The organism is Haemophilus sp. SZY H36, assembly GCF_018829625.1.
In the GTDB taxonomy this organism is placed as follows: Bacteria; Pseudomonadota; Gammaproteobacteria; order Enterobacterales; family Pasteurellaceae; genus Haemophilus; species Haemophilus haemolyticus_K.
Genome location: NZ_JAHKKA010000006.1, coordinates 44,605 through 61,016, shown reverse-complemented (window position 1 = coordinate 61,016; position 16,412 = coordinate 44,605). Strand labels below are relative to the sequence as shown.

The window sequence follows — 16,412 nt, the reverse complement described above, 5'->3', positions numbered from 1 at the left end:
AAAGAATTATCCTGGCGGCGATAGTGCGGTGGAACCACCTGACACCATACCGAACTCAGAAGTGAAACGCTGTAATGCCGATGGTAGTGTGGGGCATCCCCATGTGAGAGTAGGGCACCGCCAGGTTACCAAATACATAAATAAAGCAGAGTAGAATAAAAGATAAGAACCCCAGTTGAAGGACTGGGGTTTTTGTTCTTTTGGAATTTACTCATTATTTAATCAAATAAGAGTCTGATTCTAATTTTCAATAAATAAGTGATTTTTCAACTAATGTTTTATTAGCTGTGCTACAATCCCGCTAAAGTTCTACCCTTAAAAACAAGAGAAATTATGACCGCACTTAATGTATTAATTTATCCTGATGATCACTTAAAGCTTGTCTGTAAGCCTGTTACTGAAGTTAATGATGCAATTCGTAAAATTGTTGATGATATGTTTGATACGATGTATCAAGAGGAAGGTATTGGTTTAGCAGCACCTCAAGTAGATATTTTGCAACGTATTATTACTATTGATGTTGAAGGTGATAAACAAAATCAACTTGTCCTCATCAATCCAGAAATTTTGGCTTCTGAAGGCGAAACAGGCATTGAAGAAGGTTGTTTGTCTATTCCTGGATTTCGTGCCTTAGTGCCTCGTAAAGAAAAAGTGAAAGTGAGAGCGTTAGATCGTGACGGTAAAGAATTTACTTTAGATGCGGATGGTTTGCTTGCGATCTGTATTCAACACGAAATTGATCATTTAAATGGTATTTTATTTGTTGATTATCTTTCTCCACTTAAACGCCAACGTATTAAAGAAAAATTGGTAAAATATAAAAAACAAATTGCGAAACAATAAGCTTCTGATTCTTAATTAAAGTGCGGTTGATTTTAACCGCACTTTTCCTATCAATCACCATAACGTAGAACATTATGAAATCACTTAATATTATTTTTGCTGGTACGCCAGATTTTGCTGCACAGCATTTACAAGCCATTCTAAATTCCCAACATAATGTGATCGCTGTTTATACTCAACCTGATAAACCAGCTGGTCGTGGTAAAAAACTGCAAGGAAGCCCAGTAAAGCAACTTGCTGAGCAAAATAACATTCCCGTTTATCAACCTAAATCCTTACGCAAAGAAGAGGCGCAGTTTGAATTAAAAGCGTTAAATGCAGATGTAATGGTTGTTGTGGCTTATGGATTAATTTTACCGAAAGCTGTATTAGATGCCCCTCGTTTAGGTTGTTTAAATGTGCATGGTTCTATTCTTCCTCGTTGGCGAGGAGCAGCACCCATTCAGCGCTCAATTTGGGCTGGTGATGCACAAACGGGTGTAACCATTATGCAAATGGATGAAGGTTTAGATACAGGTGATATGTTACACAAAGTTTATTGTGATATTTTACCGATTGAAACTTCAACAAGTCTTTATAACAAACTGGCAGAGCTTGCTCCATCAGCATTAATCGATGTTTTAGATAATCTTGAAAACGGTAAATTTATAGCTGAAAAACAAGATGACAGCCAAAGCAATTATGCAGAAAAACTTTCTAAAGAAGAGGCACAATTAGATTGGTCACTTCCTGCAATGCAACTTGAGCGTAATATTCGTGCTTTTAATCCTTGGCCGATTGCTTATTTTTCAACAGAAGATAAGGATGGCAATGCACAAACTTTAAAAGTATATCAAGCGGAAGTGTTTCCTCATCAAGATAAACCAGCGGGAACTATTTTAAGTGCGGACAAAAATGGCATTCAAATTGCGACTGTCGATGGTGTATTAAACTTATTGCAATTACAACCTGCAGGTAAAAAGCCTATGTCTGCACAAGATTTATTAAATGGCCGTGCAGAATGGTTTACTATTGGTAAGGTGCTTGCATAATGAAAAAATTTTCTTCTAAAACTATCAACATAAAAAATTCAGTAAACATGACCGCACTTTCGACCAGGGCTATTGCCGCAAACTTAATTTTGCAAGTATTGGATGAGGGAAAATCCTTGTCGGCATTAATTCCAGAAGTGCAACCTTCTGTAAAAGCCCAAGATTTGCCCTTGTTACAAGAAATTTGTTTTGGCGTGTGTCGCGTATTGCCTCGCTTAGAGCAAATTATCAAACGTCTTGTGGATAAATCACTTAAAGGTAAAACTCGCATTGTTCATTGCTTGTTGCTTGTAGGGTTATACCAATTGCTTTACATGCGAGTGCCTGCTCATGCGGCAGTTGATGAAGTTGTGAATGCAACAAAATCATTAAAATCTGATAGTTTTAGAGGATTAGTGAATGCGGTTTTGCGTAGATTTTTACGTGAGCAAGATGAAATTTTGGCAATTATCGATAAAAATTGGCAAACACTTCACCCTGAATGGTTCGTGAATAAATTAAAAAAAGCTTATCCGAATTGGTGTGAGATCATTGAGGCGAACAATCAGAAACCACCAATGTGGCTACGTGTGAATTCACAAAAAAACGCACTCGAAACTTACCGCACTTTACTTGAAGAACAAGGTGTTTCTTCGAAAACAAGCCATCACCCTAATGCGCTGTGTTTAGATATACCGATTGCAGTGCAAAACTTACCGCACTTTGAAGATGGTGCTGTAACGGTGCAAGATTTGAGTGCTCAATGGGCAGCAACGTTGCTTGAGCCAAAAAATGAGGAATGGATCCTCGATGCTTGCGCTGCACCGGGCGGTAAGACAACTCATATTTTGGAATTGGCACCTCAAGCTAATGTGATTGCATTAGATGTAGAATCCCATCGCTTAAAACGAGTAGAAGAAAATCTTGAACGTTTAAATCAGCAAGCGATAGTGGTGTGTGGTGATGCGAGTCAACCTGACGAATGGTTAGCTGAGATCGGTAAAAGTGCGGTGAAATTTGACCGAATTTTACTTGATGCACCTTGTTCTGCTACAGGGGTGATTCGACGCCACCCTGATATAAAATGGTTACGCAAAGAAACCGATATTGCTCAGCTTGTTGAATTACAGAAGAAAATTCTGAGTGCGCTTTGGGAAAAACTGAAGCCAAACGGTGTTTTGCTTTATGCGACTTGTTCTGTATTGCCCGAAGAAAATTACGAACAAATCCAAGCATTTTTAAATGCTCACGCGGATGCTGAGTTATTGCTATTACCCTTTAGTGATGATAAAAGTGCGGTGGGTTTTCAATTCATTCCGCAACCAAATAGTGGTGATGGGTTCTATTATGCGAAGTTACGTAAATGTGCTTAGAGGCTAAAATGTTTGCCAATATTGATGTCATTATTCCTTGCTATAATGCAGAACAAACGCTATCACGCGCAGTGCAATCCGCATTGTCTCAAACTTATTTGGGGAAAATTTGGTTGATTGATGACGGCTCTAAAGATAACACGTTAGCTTTGGCGCAAGAATGGGCTACGCAGTATCCAGAAAAAATAGTTGTTGAGTCTATGCCGAAAAATAGTGGCGTGGCTAAAGCGCGCAATTGGGGCGCTTTGCAATCAAGTAATGAATTTATTGCTTTTTTAGACGCTGATGATGCTTATGAACAGGGCGCATTAGAAGTTGCAGCGGCGACTTTTCATTTTCAACCAGATACCTCAGTGGTACGTTTAGCATTAAAGCCGATTGATTTGCCCGCGCGTTATGCTGAACATCCTAATTTTGAGTTTGCATGGCAACACATGCGAATGACCTGTGGTGGGAGCGTGGTTTTTCGTCGAGCTTTTTTCTTGGCATGTGGTGGTTTCCCACAAGATGAATTATTTCATCAATTAGGCGGTGAAGATGGTGCACTTGGTATTGCGACAACTAAGATAGCTAAAGTTGCAACGCTATTTAATGATGTTGGCGTACTTCATTACTGCAGAGATGGAATGCATGCAGAACGGCTATTGGATGCGATTTTATTCCAAAAAGCGCCACAGGAGATTACTGAAGAACAAATGGCTCAGGCTAATGGGGTGACAGATGAGATTTGTCGCCAGATTAACGCATTAAAGTGCGGTCTAAATTCATCAGAAATAGGCATTCGTCCTCTTGTATTAGAACGAACGGAGTAAGCGATGAAAATTATTATTTTGGGCGCAGGTCAGGTAGGAACAACGCTTGCCGAAAATTTGGTTAGTGAAGATAACGATATTACACTCGTTGATAATGAGTCTCCACAGTTGCAAGCTTTACAAGAAAAGCATGATTTGCGTGTGGTGCAAGGCTCGCCATCATCACCAAAAGTGCTTCGTGATGCAGGTGCTGCCGATGCAGATTTAATGGTTGCCGTAACAGCTTCTGATGAAATCAATATGGTAGCCTGCCAAATGGGCTATACATTATTTAATACACCAACGCGTATTGCCCGTATTCGTAATTCAGAATATTTACGTGAAAAAGATAAGTTATTCAATGATGAGAATGTCCCTATTGATCATTTGATTTCGCCTGAAAATCTTGTGACAGATGAAATTACACGCTTAATTGCTTATCCAGGGGCATTACAAGTTGCCCATTTTGCTAATAATCGTATTAGCATGGTTGTGGTAAGAGCTTATTATGGTGGCCCTTTGGTTGGATATGCGCTTTCCGCATTTCGTGAACATATGCCACATATTGATTGCCGTATTATGTCTATTTTGCGTAACGGCAAACCGATTCGCCCGCAGGGTTCTACTATTGTTGAAGCCGGTGATGAAATTACTTTTATTTGTGCAACTGAGCACATAAAAGCAGTAATGAGTGAACTTCAACGCTTAGAAAAACCTTATAAACGCGTAATGATTGTTGGGGGCGGAAATGTTGCCGCTGGTGTAGCGAAATGTTTGGAAAATGTTTGTACCGTAAAATTAATTGAACGTGATGAAGAACGGGCTAATTTGCTAGCTGAAAAACTTTCAAAAACCTTGGTTTTTTATGGTGATGCGTCTGATCAAAATTTATTGTTTGAAGAGTATATTGAAAATGTCGATGTGTTCCTTTCATTGAGTAGTGATGATGAAGCGAACATAATGTCCGCTTTATTGGCAAAACGTTTGGGTGCCAAGAAAGCAATGGTGCTGATTCAACGAATTGCTTATATAAACCTGATTCAAGGTGGAAGTATTGATATTGTAGTTTCGCCACAGCAAGCGACAATTTCTGCTTTGCTTGGTCATGTTCGTAAAGGGGATGTGAAAAATGTGGCTACATTACGACATGGTATTGCTGAAGCTCTCGAAATTGTCGCGCATGGTGATGAAAGCACCTCCAATGTGGTCGGGCGCAAAATTGGTGAGTTGCGTTTGCCTATGGGAACAATTATTGGTGCTTTATTGCGTGGAAATGATGTAATTGTTGCACGACGCCAAGTTGTGATTGAAGAAGGCGATCATGTGGTTATTTATTTGAGTGATAAGAAGAATGTGCCTGAAATTGAAAAATTGTTCCAGCCAAGTGCATTCTTCATTTAACGATTTATTTACTTTTAAGAGCGACTCATTATAATGGGCGCTCTTTTATTCAATCTCTAAAGGAAAAATTATTATGAGTTTTATTAAAGAATTTCGCGAATTTGCAATGCGCGGTAATGTTGTAGATATGGCTGTCGGTGTGATTATCGGCGGTGCGTTTGGTAAGATCGTAAGTTCACTTGTTAGTGATATTTTTATGCCTGTGCTTGGTATTTTAACGGGTGGCATTGATTTCAAAGATATGAAATTTGTATTAGCTCAAGCACAAGGCGATGTTCCGGCTGTTACTTTAAACTACGGTGTATTTATTCAGAATGTTATCGATTTCATTATTATTGCTTTTGCAATCTTTATGATGATTAAGGCACTTAATAAAGTGAGAAAACCAGAAGAGAAAAAAGCAGGTCCTACATCAGAAGATTTGCTCACAGAAATTCGTGATTTATTAAAGAATAAATAATGAAATTGAAAAGTAAAGGTTGGTAAATATGCCAACCTTTTTTTATTGTTATTTTTTAGGCTATAATCGCCCCCTAAAATTTAAGGAATTAAAAATGGAAAAATATAATAAACTCCGTATTGAATGGGATTGCCGCCGAGGAATGTTGGAGTTGGATAAAATCATTATGCCTTTTTATTTGAAGCATTTTGATGAATTAACGGATGACAAGAAAGATATATTTATTCGTTTATTAGCAAGTACAGATCTGCAGCTGTTTTCTTGGTTTTTTAATCGTGGTCAATCATCAGATTCAGACATTCAATCTATGGTGGAATATATCCAAAACGTACAAAAAATCACAACTAATTAAAATTATTAAGATACGTATGAACTTTTTTCACACACTTGTGTCTGAGATTGCAACAAGAGCTTGCTGTCTTGAATATTAAGGCGTGTTAGATATTGGCATAGGAGAAATATGGCTGAACAGCTAACAGATCAGGCTTTGGTAGAAAGAGTGCAGCAAGGGGATAAGAAAGCCTTCAATTTGTTGGTTTCTCGTTATCAGAATAAAGTGGCGGGGCTTTTGACTCGCTATGTATCACGTAACGATATTCCTGATGTGGTGCAAGAATCCTTTATAAAGGCTTATCGCTCAATTGAATCTTTTCGTGGCGAAAGTGCTTTCTATACATGGCTTTATCGAATTGCCGTCAATACGGCAAAAAATTATTTAACGGCTCAAGGGCGTCGTCCACCTAATGAAGATATTTTAGCTGAGGATGCTGAAAATTATGATGTGGGTACGCACTTGCGGGATGTAGATACACCTGAAAATGAAATGTTATCTAGTGAACTTGAACGAATCGTGTTTAGTACGATTCACAGTTTGCCAGAAGATTTAAAAACAGCAATCACCTTGCGAGAGCTAGAAGGCTTAAGCTATGAAGAGATTGCAGAAATTATGGATTGCCCTGTTGGTACTGTTCGTTCTCGTATTTTCCGAGCAAGGGAAATTATTGAGAATAAGATTCAGCCACTGATGCAACGCGAATAAAAATGTCGGAGTTTACTATGCAAAAAGAGCAACTTTCAGCCTATATGGATGGCGAACAAGTCGAGGCTGGCTTGACAGATGCTTTATTGAAAGACGAAGAATTACAAGAATCTTGGCGGGTATTCCATGCTGTACGAGCAGTGATGCGTAAAGAAAGCGCCTTGTTTCTAGGGGCTGATTTTACCGCTAAAATGGCAGGTTTAATTGAATCTGAAGAAGTGAAGAAAGTCGATGTCATTGCGGTGTCTCAACCTGAACCAGAAGATTCACATAATTCTGCATTTATGCAAAAATTAAAAGCGTTCTTTGCGCCAATGACACAAGTTGCAGTTGCTGCTGGTGTATGTTTAGTGGCGGTACTTGGTGTTCAATCTTTCAATAATAAAAACGAAGCGTCTAATTTACCTGAGACTCCAGTATTGCAAACCTTGCCATTTAATAATGCGGTTCAAGAGGTGAGCTATAATGCGCCGAGTAAAGATACATTGACATCAGAGCAGCTTGAACAAAAAAGTCGCCGTATTGGTGCGATGTTACAGAACTATGAATTACAACGTCGTATGAATGCAGATGCATTAAATGTAAGTAGTAATAGTCAAAAATAATATGGATTAGCCCTGTGCATTTATGTTAATTCACCACCTAATATACTATTTAGTGTGGTGAATTTTTATCCTTTAAATTTAATGTTTATGAAAAAAATAGCGTTAAAACTCACCGCACTTTCTCTTTCTTTTCTATTTAGTAACATTACTTCAGCTGAAGAGCTTTCTGCGAAGCAGTCTTTAGATAAAATGACACAAGCATTGGATAATCTCAATTATGAGCTTGCCTTTGTTCAAACAACTCCATCAAATATGGATTCCTTTCGCTATCGTCATATTAAGAAAGATAATAAAACTTATGCGCAATTAGTGACGCTTGATGGTCGTCAACAAGAAATTATTCAGCGTGATAATTTAGTCAGTTATTTTCAGCCAAATACTCAAGCCTTTACGCTTAATAGTGGCAATATAGTCGATGCAATGCCTGCTGTTGTTCGCGCTGATTTTGATAAACTTTCTTCAGTTTATGATTTTATAAAAATAGGTAAAGATCGAGTGGCTGGACGTTTTGCTGATACAATCCGTATTGTCCCTAAAGATGATTTCCGATATCAGTATTTAGTGTTTGTAGATGAAGAAAATGGTTTATTGTTACGCGGCGATATGCTTGATAGTGAGGGTAAATTACTTGATCAGTTTAGAGTTGTAACGCTTTATATCGATGATAGACTAAGAGGGTTGACGGAGTATATTAATAAAGTCTCAATGCCCCCTTTGTTGAAAGAAAGTAAAAATGAACAAAGTTCAGATATAACTTGGTCTGCAGGTTGGTTGCCACAAGGTTTTTCTTTAATTCGATATACCCAAGAAACATTAGAAAATGAAGTGATAGATAGTACGCTATATAGCGACGGTTTGTTTACTTTTACTCTGTTTGTTTCTAACGCTGGCTCTAATGTTTTGCCAGAAAATACTTGGAAACAAGGGGCATATACGATTTATAGTGAAGTGAATGGCGGAAAAGAAATTACTTTTATCGGGCAATTGCCCATAGCTGCAGCTAAGCGAATTGTACAAGAAGTTAAATTTCGATAACAAGTGCGGTGATTTTTCACCGCACTTTTATTTTTAAAGATTAGTGTAATTTTAATCTTGGTTTTAAATAACGATTAAGTTTATCAACCAGAATAATCAATCCAATTTTAATGCAACCATGTAAAGCATGTTGATGCATTCTATATAAGGATACATAGGCAAATTGTGCAAATTTACCTTGAACGGTCAGTGGGTTTTTCCCAAATTTATTTGAAATGCTACCTAATGCGGTAAAGCTTGAAAGAGAAACCAAAGTTCCTTTATCGTTGTATTTGAACGCTTTTAATGGTTTTTGCTCAAAAAGTGCAAAGATATTTTTCGCACAAGCTTTTGCCATTTGATGTGCAGCTTGCGCTCTTGGCGGAACTAATTTACCGTTTGGTTGCATTAATGCTGCACAGTCACCAATGGCGAAAATACTGTCATCCACCGTAGTTTGGAGAGTATCTTTTACCACTAATTGATTGATACGGTTAAGCTCTAATCCATCGAATTGCTGTGTCACCGTTGAGGTGCGAACACCTGCTGCCCACACAATCAGATCAGCTTTGATTTCTTCGCCATCTTTGGTGATAAGCGTGTTTGGCTGGGCTTCTGTGATCATCGTATTTAATTTCACGTTCGCGCCCATTTCTTGCAATTCGTCTAATACCGCAGCAGATAAATCTTCTGGTAGAGCTGGCAGTAAGCGAGGTCCGGCTTCAATGAGTGTGACTTGTAAACAAGAGTTATCAATCTTGCCATAACCGTAAGAAGATAAATCTTCCGTGGCATGATAAAGCTCTGCTGTTAATTCCACACCAGTTGCTCCGCCACCGACAATGGCAATATTCACTTTATTTTCATCCACTAATTTTTGTTTAAATTCTTCTTCACCAATATCATCTAAAGCACGGTTTTCAGAGAATTTAAGGAATAATTCCAACATCTTTTGCTGAAAGCGCAACGCTTGATCTGAGCTGTCTAGGAAAATACAGTTATCTGCTACACCTTTTGTGTTGAAATCATTTGATTTGCTACCGATCGCAATCACCAAGTAATCATAAGGAATTCGGCGAGCAATGACGAGCATATCGCCTTCTTGCCCATAAACAGGGGCGAGTTCAACATATTTTTGTTCACGATTAATACGAGTGATTGAACCCTGTTCAAAACTGAAATGGTGATTTTTACCATGTGCGCGATAGCTAAGAGAATCCATGCCATCATCCATCACACCCGTAGCTATTTCATGTAATAATGGTTTCCATAAATGGGTCGTATTGCGATCCACAAGTGTCACTTTAGCCTGTTCTTTTCGACCTAATTTATCTCCTAAAAATGTCGCTAATTCAATGCCGCCAGCCCCTCCGCCAACGATCACGACGTTTTTCATAATGTACTCCTAAAAGCAAAATTGTTAAAAATGTTAAACTACTGTAATGATAGCATAACAAATAAACAAGAAGAAAAAATTTAATGGAAATGACCGCGCTTCATTGATGGCAGCGATCGTAAAGCGGTTGTAATTGTTGGATGGTTTGGGTGATAAATAAAACGGGATCGATTTGGCTTAGTTGATCTTTTTCAATACTTTTCCCAATACACCAAAAATCGTCCTCTGAACGCAAGAGAAGATCTTTTTCAGAAATGGCTTTCACTTGGCGAAAATCATCATATTCGCTTTCATCCTCTCGCCAAATATCAAAATCAGCAAATTGTTTGAAATTAAATTGATCAAGCCACTGATTATATTGTTGCACATTAATTTGTGAGCGATCTGCACGATAGCAATGCCAATCCAAGCACACTCTTAATCGACGGCGATTTAAGAGCACGGAAAAAATGGCTGCAGAATTTTGGTTAAACTCGTATTTAAAATAAGCGAAGAAATGGGCGCGTACCTGCCAGCCATTAGTCCAGCTTTCAATATGCGGTTTTGCAAAAGGTGTGCCAAGCTGCTTTGCGACTTCTTGGATAATCGCTTTCCAGTTATCCCAATGTAATTTGTAATCAGCTTTAATTGCCGGAATATCTTCCGGACAGAATTTTTTCATTTGGGCGAATTGATAGAAAGGAATATTGAACAGTTCGCAAGATTCAGCAGTGAGTGAGAGCATAGCGTTTCCTTAAAAGTCACTGTAATTTTTGACCGCACTTTGCGTGAAGATCTGTCTGTCTTCCCAACGCAACATGGTCATCCGATTATTCCACACACATCCTGTATCCAAGGCATAAATACCTGGTGGAGTAGGCTCATCCACTAAACTAGCCCAATGCCCAAAGACAATGGGAATTTGTTTATAAAGTGGATTATCTAAATTAAACCAAGGCGTGAGTTCAGCCGGTGCATCTTTTAAAGGGGATTTACAGGCAAAATCAAAGCGATGATCTAAATAGCAAAAACGCATGCGAGTGAAAGCATTAATAATATAACGATGACGCGCTAAGCCCTGTAAATCTGGCGACCAGCGATCAGGCTGTTCAGAATACATATTTTCAATGAGATAATGAAAATCGCCGTGCTGTAAAATCTGTTCAACTTCAGCCGCACAAGATTTCGCAGTTTCCAAATTCCAATCAGGCGAAATGCCTGCGTGTGCCATCAGGAAGTTTGGCTTTTCATTATGCACAAGTAATGGCTGATGACGTAACCAGTAAATGAGATCATCGAAATCCGGTGCATTAAAAATGGCATCAACACGATCACGCGATTTCACTTTTTTAATACCCAGTGCAGTCGCAATTAAGTGTAAATCGTGATTGCCTAGTACAGTTTGTGCTGCATTGCCAAGTGATTTTACGAAACGAAGACATTCAAGTGATTTATCCCCACGTGCCACAAGATCTCCCACGAGATAAAGTTTATCTTGCGCAGGATTGAAATCTACACGCTCTAATAAAAGCTGTAATTCATCATAACAGCCTTGTAAATCACCGACGAAATAGGTTGCCATTTTAACTGCTCTTTTTACTCTTCTGAATCTAAGATTTCATCTTTATTGATATCAGCTGGTGGATTATCCGCCAACCAGTTTGCTAGGCGTGCATAATCTGCGATAGCTAAATTTTCTGCACGTGCATTTAAATCAATACCAAGTGCGGTCAGATTTTCGGCTGAAAATAATGTTGAAAGCGCATTACGCAATGTTTTACGGCGTTGATTGAATGCTTGGGAGCAAACGCGGTTCAGCCAATATAAATCTTTTACAGGGTGCGGCAATTCTTTATGAGGAATTAAACGCACAACAGCTGAATCCACTTTCGGTGCAGGTTTGAAGGCAGAAGGTGGAACTTCAAGTACAGGCATCACTTGGCAGAAGTATTGCGTCATAATGGTTAAGCGACCATAAGCTTTGCTATTTGGCCCTGCACATAAGCGTTTTACCACTTCTTTTTGTAGCATGAAGTGCATGTCTTGAATCACATCATGATACTTAAACAAGTGGAACATCAATGGCGTAGAAATGTTGTATGGCAAGTTACCAAACACACGTAATTTCTGATCTTTTTCTGCCAAATTTGCTTTTGCATAAAGCTCACCAAAATCAAATTGCATCGCATCCGTTTCAATAACGGTTAGCTTTTGATGTAAAAATGGATGATGACGTAAACGTTCTGCTAAGTCTCGGTCAAGCTCTACCACAGTCAGATGATCGACAAGCTCTCCAACTGGCTCTGTTAATGCGCCAAGTCCCGGACCAATTTCCACTAAGAATTGATTAGGCTGGGGGTAAATTGCCGCCACGATACCTTGGATCACAGAGGTATCATGTAAAAAGTTTTGACCAAAGCGTTTACGCGCCGTATGGCCTAAGTGTTTTTTTGAATTCATATATTATCTTCTTTTATAAGAGTGCGGTTATTATAGGGCTTGTTTTGGCTTTGTAAATCATTGTTAACTTATGCTAAATTGAGTTTTTTATGAACAATATTATTTTTTCTTTCGTAGAAAGCCAAAAACGGCTATAATCCGCCCGTTTTTCTTAACTTTTCCGCCTAAAGTGCGGATAAAAAATCGATTATTTTTAGAGGATACAATGGCGAAAGAAGATTGCATTGAAATGCAAGGCACAATTTTAGAGACTTTACCGAATACTATGTTCCGCGTGGAGTTGGAAAACGGTCACGTGGTTACTGCGCATATTTCTGGAAAAATGCGTAAAAACTATATCCGTATTTTGACTGGGGATAAAGTGACTGTAGAAATGACCCCTTATGATTTAAGTAAAGGTCGTATTATTTTCCGTAGTCGTTAATCATAGAAGACTTGAGATAGGCCGATATTGTTACAATATCGGCCTTCTTTTTTGTTCAAAAAGAACTCAAACTGGTTGCGGAACGTAAAAAAATCGGTATAATCCGCAAGCCTTAGCCACATTGAATTTTTCGTTCCTTGCCTTTGCAGATTGGTGGCTGATCTACGTCAAAGGCTGATTAACCCGTAAGGAGCAGTAATGCGTCACTACGAAATCGTGTTTATGGTTCATCCGGACCAAAGCGAGCAAGTACCAGGTATGATCGAACGTTACACCGGTTCTGTAAAAGAAGCTGGTGGTCAAGTTCATCGCCTAGAAGATTGGGGTCGTCGCCAATTAGCGTACCCAATTAATAAATTACACAAAGCACATTATGTGCTTATGAATGTAGAAGCGCCTCAACAAGTCATCGACGAGCTAGAAACGACTTTCCGTTATAACGATGCTGTATTACGCAGTCTTGTTATCCATACTAAGCACGCCGTAACAGAAGCGTCCCCAATGAAAGCGGCTAAAGAAGAACGTAAACCTTTAGCTGAAGTTGAAAACAACGATTTTGAGGATGCTGAAGAGTAATTTGAAAATTGATAATCGTTTTTCGGTTATGGGAGTCGTTTCTCAGTTACCAAAGCGATTAAAGAGCCCTAATGGAATTGAGCATTGCAAGTTTTTGTTAGAACATCGTTCTGATCAGATTGAAAGTGGTTTTACACGTCAAGCTTGGTTAAAGATGCCAGTTCAAATTAGTGGTAATCAATTGATAGAAAAAACTCAAAGCATTACGGTCGGTAGTAAAATTTTGGTGGTGGGATTTATTACATCACATAAAACCCAAAGTGGGTTATACCAATTAGTTTTACATGCCGAGCAAATCGAATTTATAGATTAGGAGACTAGCCAAATGGCACGTTATTTCCGTCGTCGTAAGTTCTGCCGTTTCACAGCGGAAAATGTTGTTGAAATCGATTACAAAGATATCGCTACATTAAAGAACTATATTTCAGAAAGCGGCAAAATTGTACCTAGCCGTATTACCGGTACTCGTGCGAAGTACCAACGTCAATTAGCTCGTGCAATCAAACGCGCTCGCTATTTAGCGTTACTTCCATACACTGACAATCATCAGTAATTAAGGAGATACGGTAATGCAAGTAATTCTTTTAGATAAAATTGTTCACTTAGGTCAAGTGGGCGATCAAGTAAATGTTAAATCAGGTTTTGCGCGTAACTTCTTAATCCCACAAGGTAAAGCAGTTATGGCAACTAAAGCTAACATTGAACACTTTGAAGCACGTCGTGCAGAATTAGAAGCGGCAGCAGCAGCAAATCTTGCAGCAGCTCAAGCTCGTGCAGCAGAAGTTACTGCATTAGGTTCTGTGACTATCGCATCTAAAGCAGGTGATGAAGGTCGTTTATTCGGCGCAATCACTACTCGTGATGTGGCAGAAGCAGTAACTGCAGCAGGCGTTAAAATTGCGAAAAGTGAAGTTCGTTTACCAAACGGTCCAATCCGTACTCTTGGTGACCACGATGTTCGTTTCCAACTTCACGGTGAAGTATTTGCAACATTAGATGTAATCGTTGTTGCAGAATAATTTGTCAGATAGGCAAAATAAAACCCGGTCTTAGATCGGGTTTTTTTATTATTAGTTTAATGTAATAAAAAAGGAGCATAGCTCCTTTTTATTTGTAACTTTTAGTCGTCAAGGAAACTTCTTAATGTTTCTGAGCGGCTCGGATGGCGTAATTTACGTAACGCTTTTGCTTCAATTTGACGAATACGTTCGCGTGTAACATCGAATTGTTTACCCACTTCTTCAAGCGTATGGTCTGTATTCATATCGATACCAAAACGCATGCGTAATACTTTTGCTTCTCGTGGTGTTAGGCCTTCAAGAACTTCGTGAGTCGCAACTCTTAAGCTTTGTGCTGTTGCTGAATCTAAAGGAAGTTCTAAGGTTGAATCTTCAATAAAATCACCTAAATGTGAGTCATCGTCATCACCGATAGGCGTTTCCATAGAAATTGGCTCTTTTGCAATTTTTAATACTTTACGGATTTTATCTTCCGGCATTCCCATACGTTCAGCTAATTCTTCTGGTGTTGCTTCTCGTCCCATTTCTTGTAATAACTGGCGAGAAATGCGGTTAAGCTTATTGATCGTTTCAATCATATGTACCGGAATACGGATTGTTCGCGCTTGATCCGCAATAGAGCGTGTAATGGCTTGGCGAATCCACCAGGTCGCATATGTAGAGAATTTATAACCACGGCGATATTCAAATTTATCTACCGCTTTCATTAAACCAATATTCCCTTCTTGAATTAAGTCTAGGAATTGTAAACCGCGATTCGTGTATTTTTTTGCGATGGAAATTACTAAACGCAAGTTAGCTTCTACCATTTCTTTTTTGGCACGACGAGCTTTTTGTTCACCTCGAGCGACCGCATCACAAATATCACGCATTTGAGTAATGGTAAGTTTCGTATTTTCTTCAACGTTAGCTAAGTTGTTTAATGCCTCAAGAATACGTTCTTCATATTTTGGTAAGCGTTTTGCCCATGGTTTGCTTGATTTTAAGGCTTTTTGTACCCATTCAGTATTGCTGCCATTAGTCGTAATGAGTTTTTCAAAATCATCTTTTGGCATTCCTGCAATATCAACTAATATTTTTTGTAATTGGCGTTCTTCATAGCGCACACGTTTCATCATTTCTTTCATTGATAAAACGAGTAAATCGAATTGTTTTGGTACTAAGCGGAATTGTTTAAAAATTTCACCAAGCAGTGCTATTTGATCCTGGGCGCGTTTTCCTGAGCGACCATGTTTTTCAATAACAGCAAGTGTTTTGGTGTGTTGCTCTTTTAATTGTTGGAATTTTTCTCTTGCGACTTCTGGATCGATGCTATTATCAGATTCGCTGGAATCTGATGTAGATTCTGCTTCGCTTTCGTCTTCATCTTCATTGTCTTCAATATCTGCACTTTCAGCTTCTTCGTCTTCAGAAAAGCTTTCATCAATGACATTATGTTCTTCTATTTCGGCATTTGGATCGACAAAACCTGTAATTAGGTCAGCTAAACGGAAGTTTCCTTTTTCCACATCATCATAATTTTTTAGCAATCCGTTTAAGGCTTCAGGGTATGCAGCAATGGATGTTTGAACTTCATCAATTCCTTCTTCAATACGTTTTGCAATACTGATTTCATCTTCACGAGTAAGAAGATCAACCGTTCCCATTTCACGCATATACATACGGACAGGATCGGTTGTTCGACCGATTTCAGATTCTACATTTGAAAGAATTTGAGTTGCCTCTTCTACCGCATCTTCATCTGGAATAGTGTCATTCAACATCATCTCATCGCTTTCAGGGGCCTCATCCAAGACTGGAATCCCCGCATCATTTTGCAGCGTTTGTAGCAATTTATCGTAATATTCAGGGTCGATGACATCTTCTGGTAATAAATCATTAATTTCTGCATAGGTTAAATAACCTTGAGTGCGACCTAATTCCATCAGTTGTTCAATTTGTTCTGAATATTGTTCAGCCGTAGACTGTTGATTTTTTTCCATTTTTATATCCGTTTTGCTTGATGTGATAGTAGCAATATAA

General features: G+C 38.7%; 20 protein-coding genes and 1 rRNA gene. 16 read left to right on the top strand and 5 right to left on the bottom strand.

Going from position 1 to position 16,412, the window contains the following annotated elements; all coding sequences use genetic code 11:
• The first annotated feature begins 10 nt into the window (after positions 1–10).
• The 11 genes from rrf to rseB all read left to right on the top strand — a co-directional run bounded on the left by rrf (position 11) and on the right by rseB (position 8,557).
• Positions 11–126 (top strand): 5S ribosomal RNA (rrf, locus tag KP713_RS08525).
• Positions 127–333: 207 nt separating this feature from the next.
• Positions 334–843, top strand: coding sequence for a peptide deformylase (def, locus tag KP713_RS08520; protein WP_140527856.1), 510 nt, complete (start codon positions 334–336; stop codon positions 841–843).
• Between the two features lie 74 nt (positions 844–917).
• A complete protein-coding gene (gene fmt / locus KP713_RS08515) occupies positions 918–1,874 on the top strand; it encodes a methionyl-tRNA formyltransferase (protein WP_215770399.1) in 957 nt (318 codons plus the stop codon).
• Positions 1,874–3,226, top strand: coding sequence for a 16S rRNA (cytosine(967)-C(5))-methyltransferase RsmB (rsmB, locus tag KP713_RS08510; protein ID WP_215770398.1), 1,353 nt, complete (start codon positions 1,874–1,876; stop codon positions 3,224–3,226). The genes fmt and rsmB overlap by 1 nt, the downstream gene beginning before the upstream one ends.
• Before the next feature lie 8 nt (positions 3,227–3,234).
• The gene (locus tag KP713_RS08505) at positions 3,235–4,038 is read left to right on the top strand and encodes a glycosyltransferase family 2 protein (RefSeq protein WP_118846346.1); all 804 of its coding nucleotides are present in this window, start codon (positions 3,235–3,237) and stop codon (positions 4,036–4,038) included.
• 3 nt (positions 4,039–4,041) lie between these two features.
• The gene (trkA, locus tag KP713_RS08500) at positions 4,042–5,418 is read left to right on the top strand and encodes a Trk system potassium transporter TrkA (RefSeq protein WP_215770397.1); all 1,377 of its coding nucleotides are present in this window, start codon (positions 4,042–4,044) and stop codon (positions 5,416–5,418) included.
• A 73-nt stretch (positions 5,419–5,491) separates the two neighbouring features.
• Positions 5,492–5,878, top strand: a complete 387-nt coding sequence (gene mscL / locus KP713_RS08495) for a large-conductance mechanosensitive channel protein MscL (RefSeq protein ID WP_005630888.1) — start codon at positions 5,492–5,494, stop codon at positions 5,876–5,878.
• 94 nt (positions 5,879–5,972) lie between these two features.
• Positions 5,973–6,230 (top strand): FAD assembly factor SdhE, encoded by a 258-nt coding sequence (locus KP713_RS08490; RefSeq protein WP_005690047.1) that lies wholly within the window; start codon positions 5,973–5,975, stop codon positions 6,228–6,230.
• A 108-nt stretch (positions 6,231–6,338) separates the two neighbouring features.
• Positions 6,339–6,917: an RNA polymerase sigma factor RpoE gene (rpoE, locus tag KP713_RS08485; RefSeq protein ID WP_005627595.1), complete on the top strand. Its 579-nt coding sequence runs from the start codon at positions 6,339–6,341 to the stop codon at positions 6,915–6,917.
• 17 nt (positions 6,918–6,934) lie between these two features.
• Positions 6,935–7,522 (top strand): sigma-E factor negative regulatory protein, encoded by a 588-nt coding sequence (locus KP713_RS08480; protein ID WP_215770396.1) that lies wholly within the window; start codon positions 6,935–6,937, stop codon positions 7,520–7,522.
• A gap of 87 nt (positions 7,523–7,609) precedes the next feature.
• The gene (gene rseB, locus KP713_RS08475) at positions 7,610–8,557 is read left to right on the top strand and encodes a sigma-E factor regulatory protein RseB (protein WP_106013847.1); all 948 of its coding nucleotides are present in this window, start codon (positions 7,610–7,612) and stop codon (positions 8,555–8,557) included.
• A gap of 40 nt (positions 8,558–8,597) precedes the next feature.
• On the opposite strand, the gene KP713_RS08470 is transcribed toward rseB, so the two are convergent.
• The 4 genes from KP713_RS08470 to rsmA all read right to left on the bottom strand — a co-directional run bounded on the left by KP713_RS08470 (position 8,598) and on the right by rsmA (position 12,371).
• Positions 8,598–9,932, bottom strand: coding sequence for an NAD(P)/FAD-dependent oxidoreductase (locus KP713_RS08470; protein ID WP_215770395.1), 1,335 nt, complete (start codon positions 9,930–9,932; stop codon positions 8,598–8,600).
• Positions 9,933–10,032: 100 nt separating this feature from the next.
• Complete coding sequence (locus tag KP713_RS08465; RefSeq protein ID WP_215770394.1) at positions 10,033–10,656, bottom strand: glucose-6-phosphate 1-dehydrogenase family protein; 624 nt, start codon at positions 10,654–10,656, stop codon at positions 10,033–10,035.
• 9 nt (positions 10,657–10,665) lie between these two features.
• Positions 10,666–11,493, bottom strand: a complete 828-nt coding sequence (apaH, locus tag KP713_RS08460; RefSeq protein WP_215770393.1) for a bis(5'-nucleosyl)-tetraphosphatase (symmetrical) ApaH — start codon at positions 11,491–11,493, stop codon at positions 10,666–10,668.
• 14 nt (positions 11,494–11,507) lie between these two features.
• Positions 11,508–12,371, bottom strand: a complete 864-nt coding sequence (gene rsmA / locus KP713_RS08455; RefSeq protein WP_215770392.1) for a 16S rRNA (adenine(1518)-N(6)/adenine(1519)-N(6))-dimethyltransferase RsmA — start codon at positions 12,369–12,371, stop codon at positions 11,508–11,510.
• A 205-nt stretch (positions 12,372–12,576) separates the two neighbouring features.
• Between rsmA and infA the strand changes: the two genes are divergently transcribed.
• The 5 genes from infA to rplI all read left to right on the top strand — a co-directional run bounded on the left by infA (position 12,577) and on the right by rplI (position 14,390).
• Positions 12,577–12,795 (top strand): translation initiation factor IF-1, encoded by a 219-nt coding sequence (gene infA / locus KP713_RS08450; protein ID WP_005627617.1) that lies wholly within the window; start codon positions 12,577–12,579, stop codon positions 12,793–12,795.
• Positions 12,796–12,993: 198 nt separating this feature from the next.
• Positions 12,994–13,371 (top strand): 30S ribosomal protein S6, encoded by a 378-nt coding sequence (gene rpsF / locus KP713_RS08445; protein ID WP_005627620.1) that lies wholly within the window; start codon positions 12,994–12,996, stop codon positions 13,369–13,371.
• A complete protein-coding gene (priB, locus tag KP713_RS08440; RefSeq protein WP_215770391.1) occupies positions 13,358–13,684 on the top strand; it encodes a primosomal replication protein N in 327 nt (108 codons plus the stop codon). The genes rpsF and priB overlap by 14 nt, the downstream gene beginning before the upstream one ends.
• A gap of 12 nt (positions 13,685–13,696) precedes the next feature.
• Complete coding sequence (gene rpsR, locus KP713_RS08435) at positions 13,697–13,924, top strand: 30S ribosomal protein S18 (protein WP_005598105.1); 228 nt, start codon at positions 13,697–13,699, stop codon at positions 13,922–13,924.
• 16 nt (positions 13,925–13,940) lie between these two features.
• Positions 13,941–14,390 (top strand): 50S ribosomal protein L9, encoded by a 450-nt coding sequence (rplI, locus tag KP713_RS08430; protein ID WP_005627626.1) that lies wholly within the window; start codon positions 13,941–13,943, stop codon positions 14,388–14,390.
• Positions 14,391–14,491: 101 nt separating this feature from the next.
• On the opposite strand, the gene rpoD is transcribed toward rplI, so the two are convergent.
• On the bottom strand, positions 14,492–16,372 hold the full coding sequence (gene rpoD / locus KP713_RS08425; RefSeq protein ID WP_140527848.1) for an RNA polymerase sigma factor RpoD: 1,881 nt from the start codon (positions 16,370–16,372) through the stop codon (positions 14,492–14,494).
• Positions 16,373–16,412 lie beyond the last annotated feature (40 nt).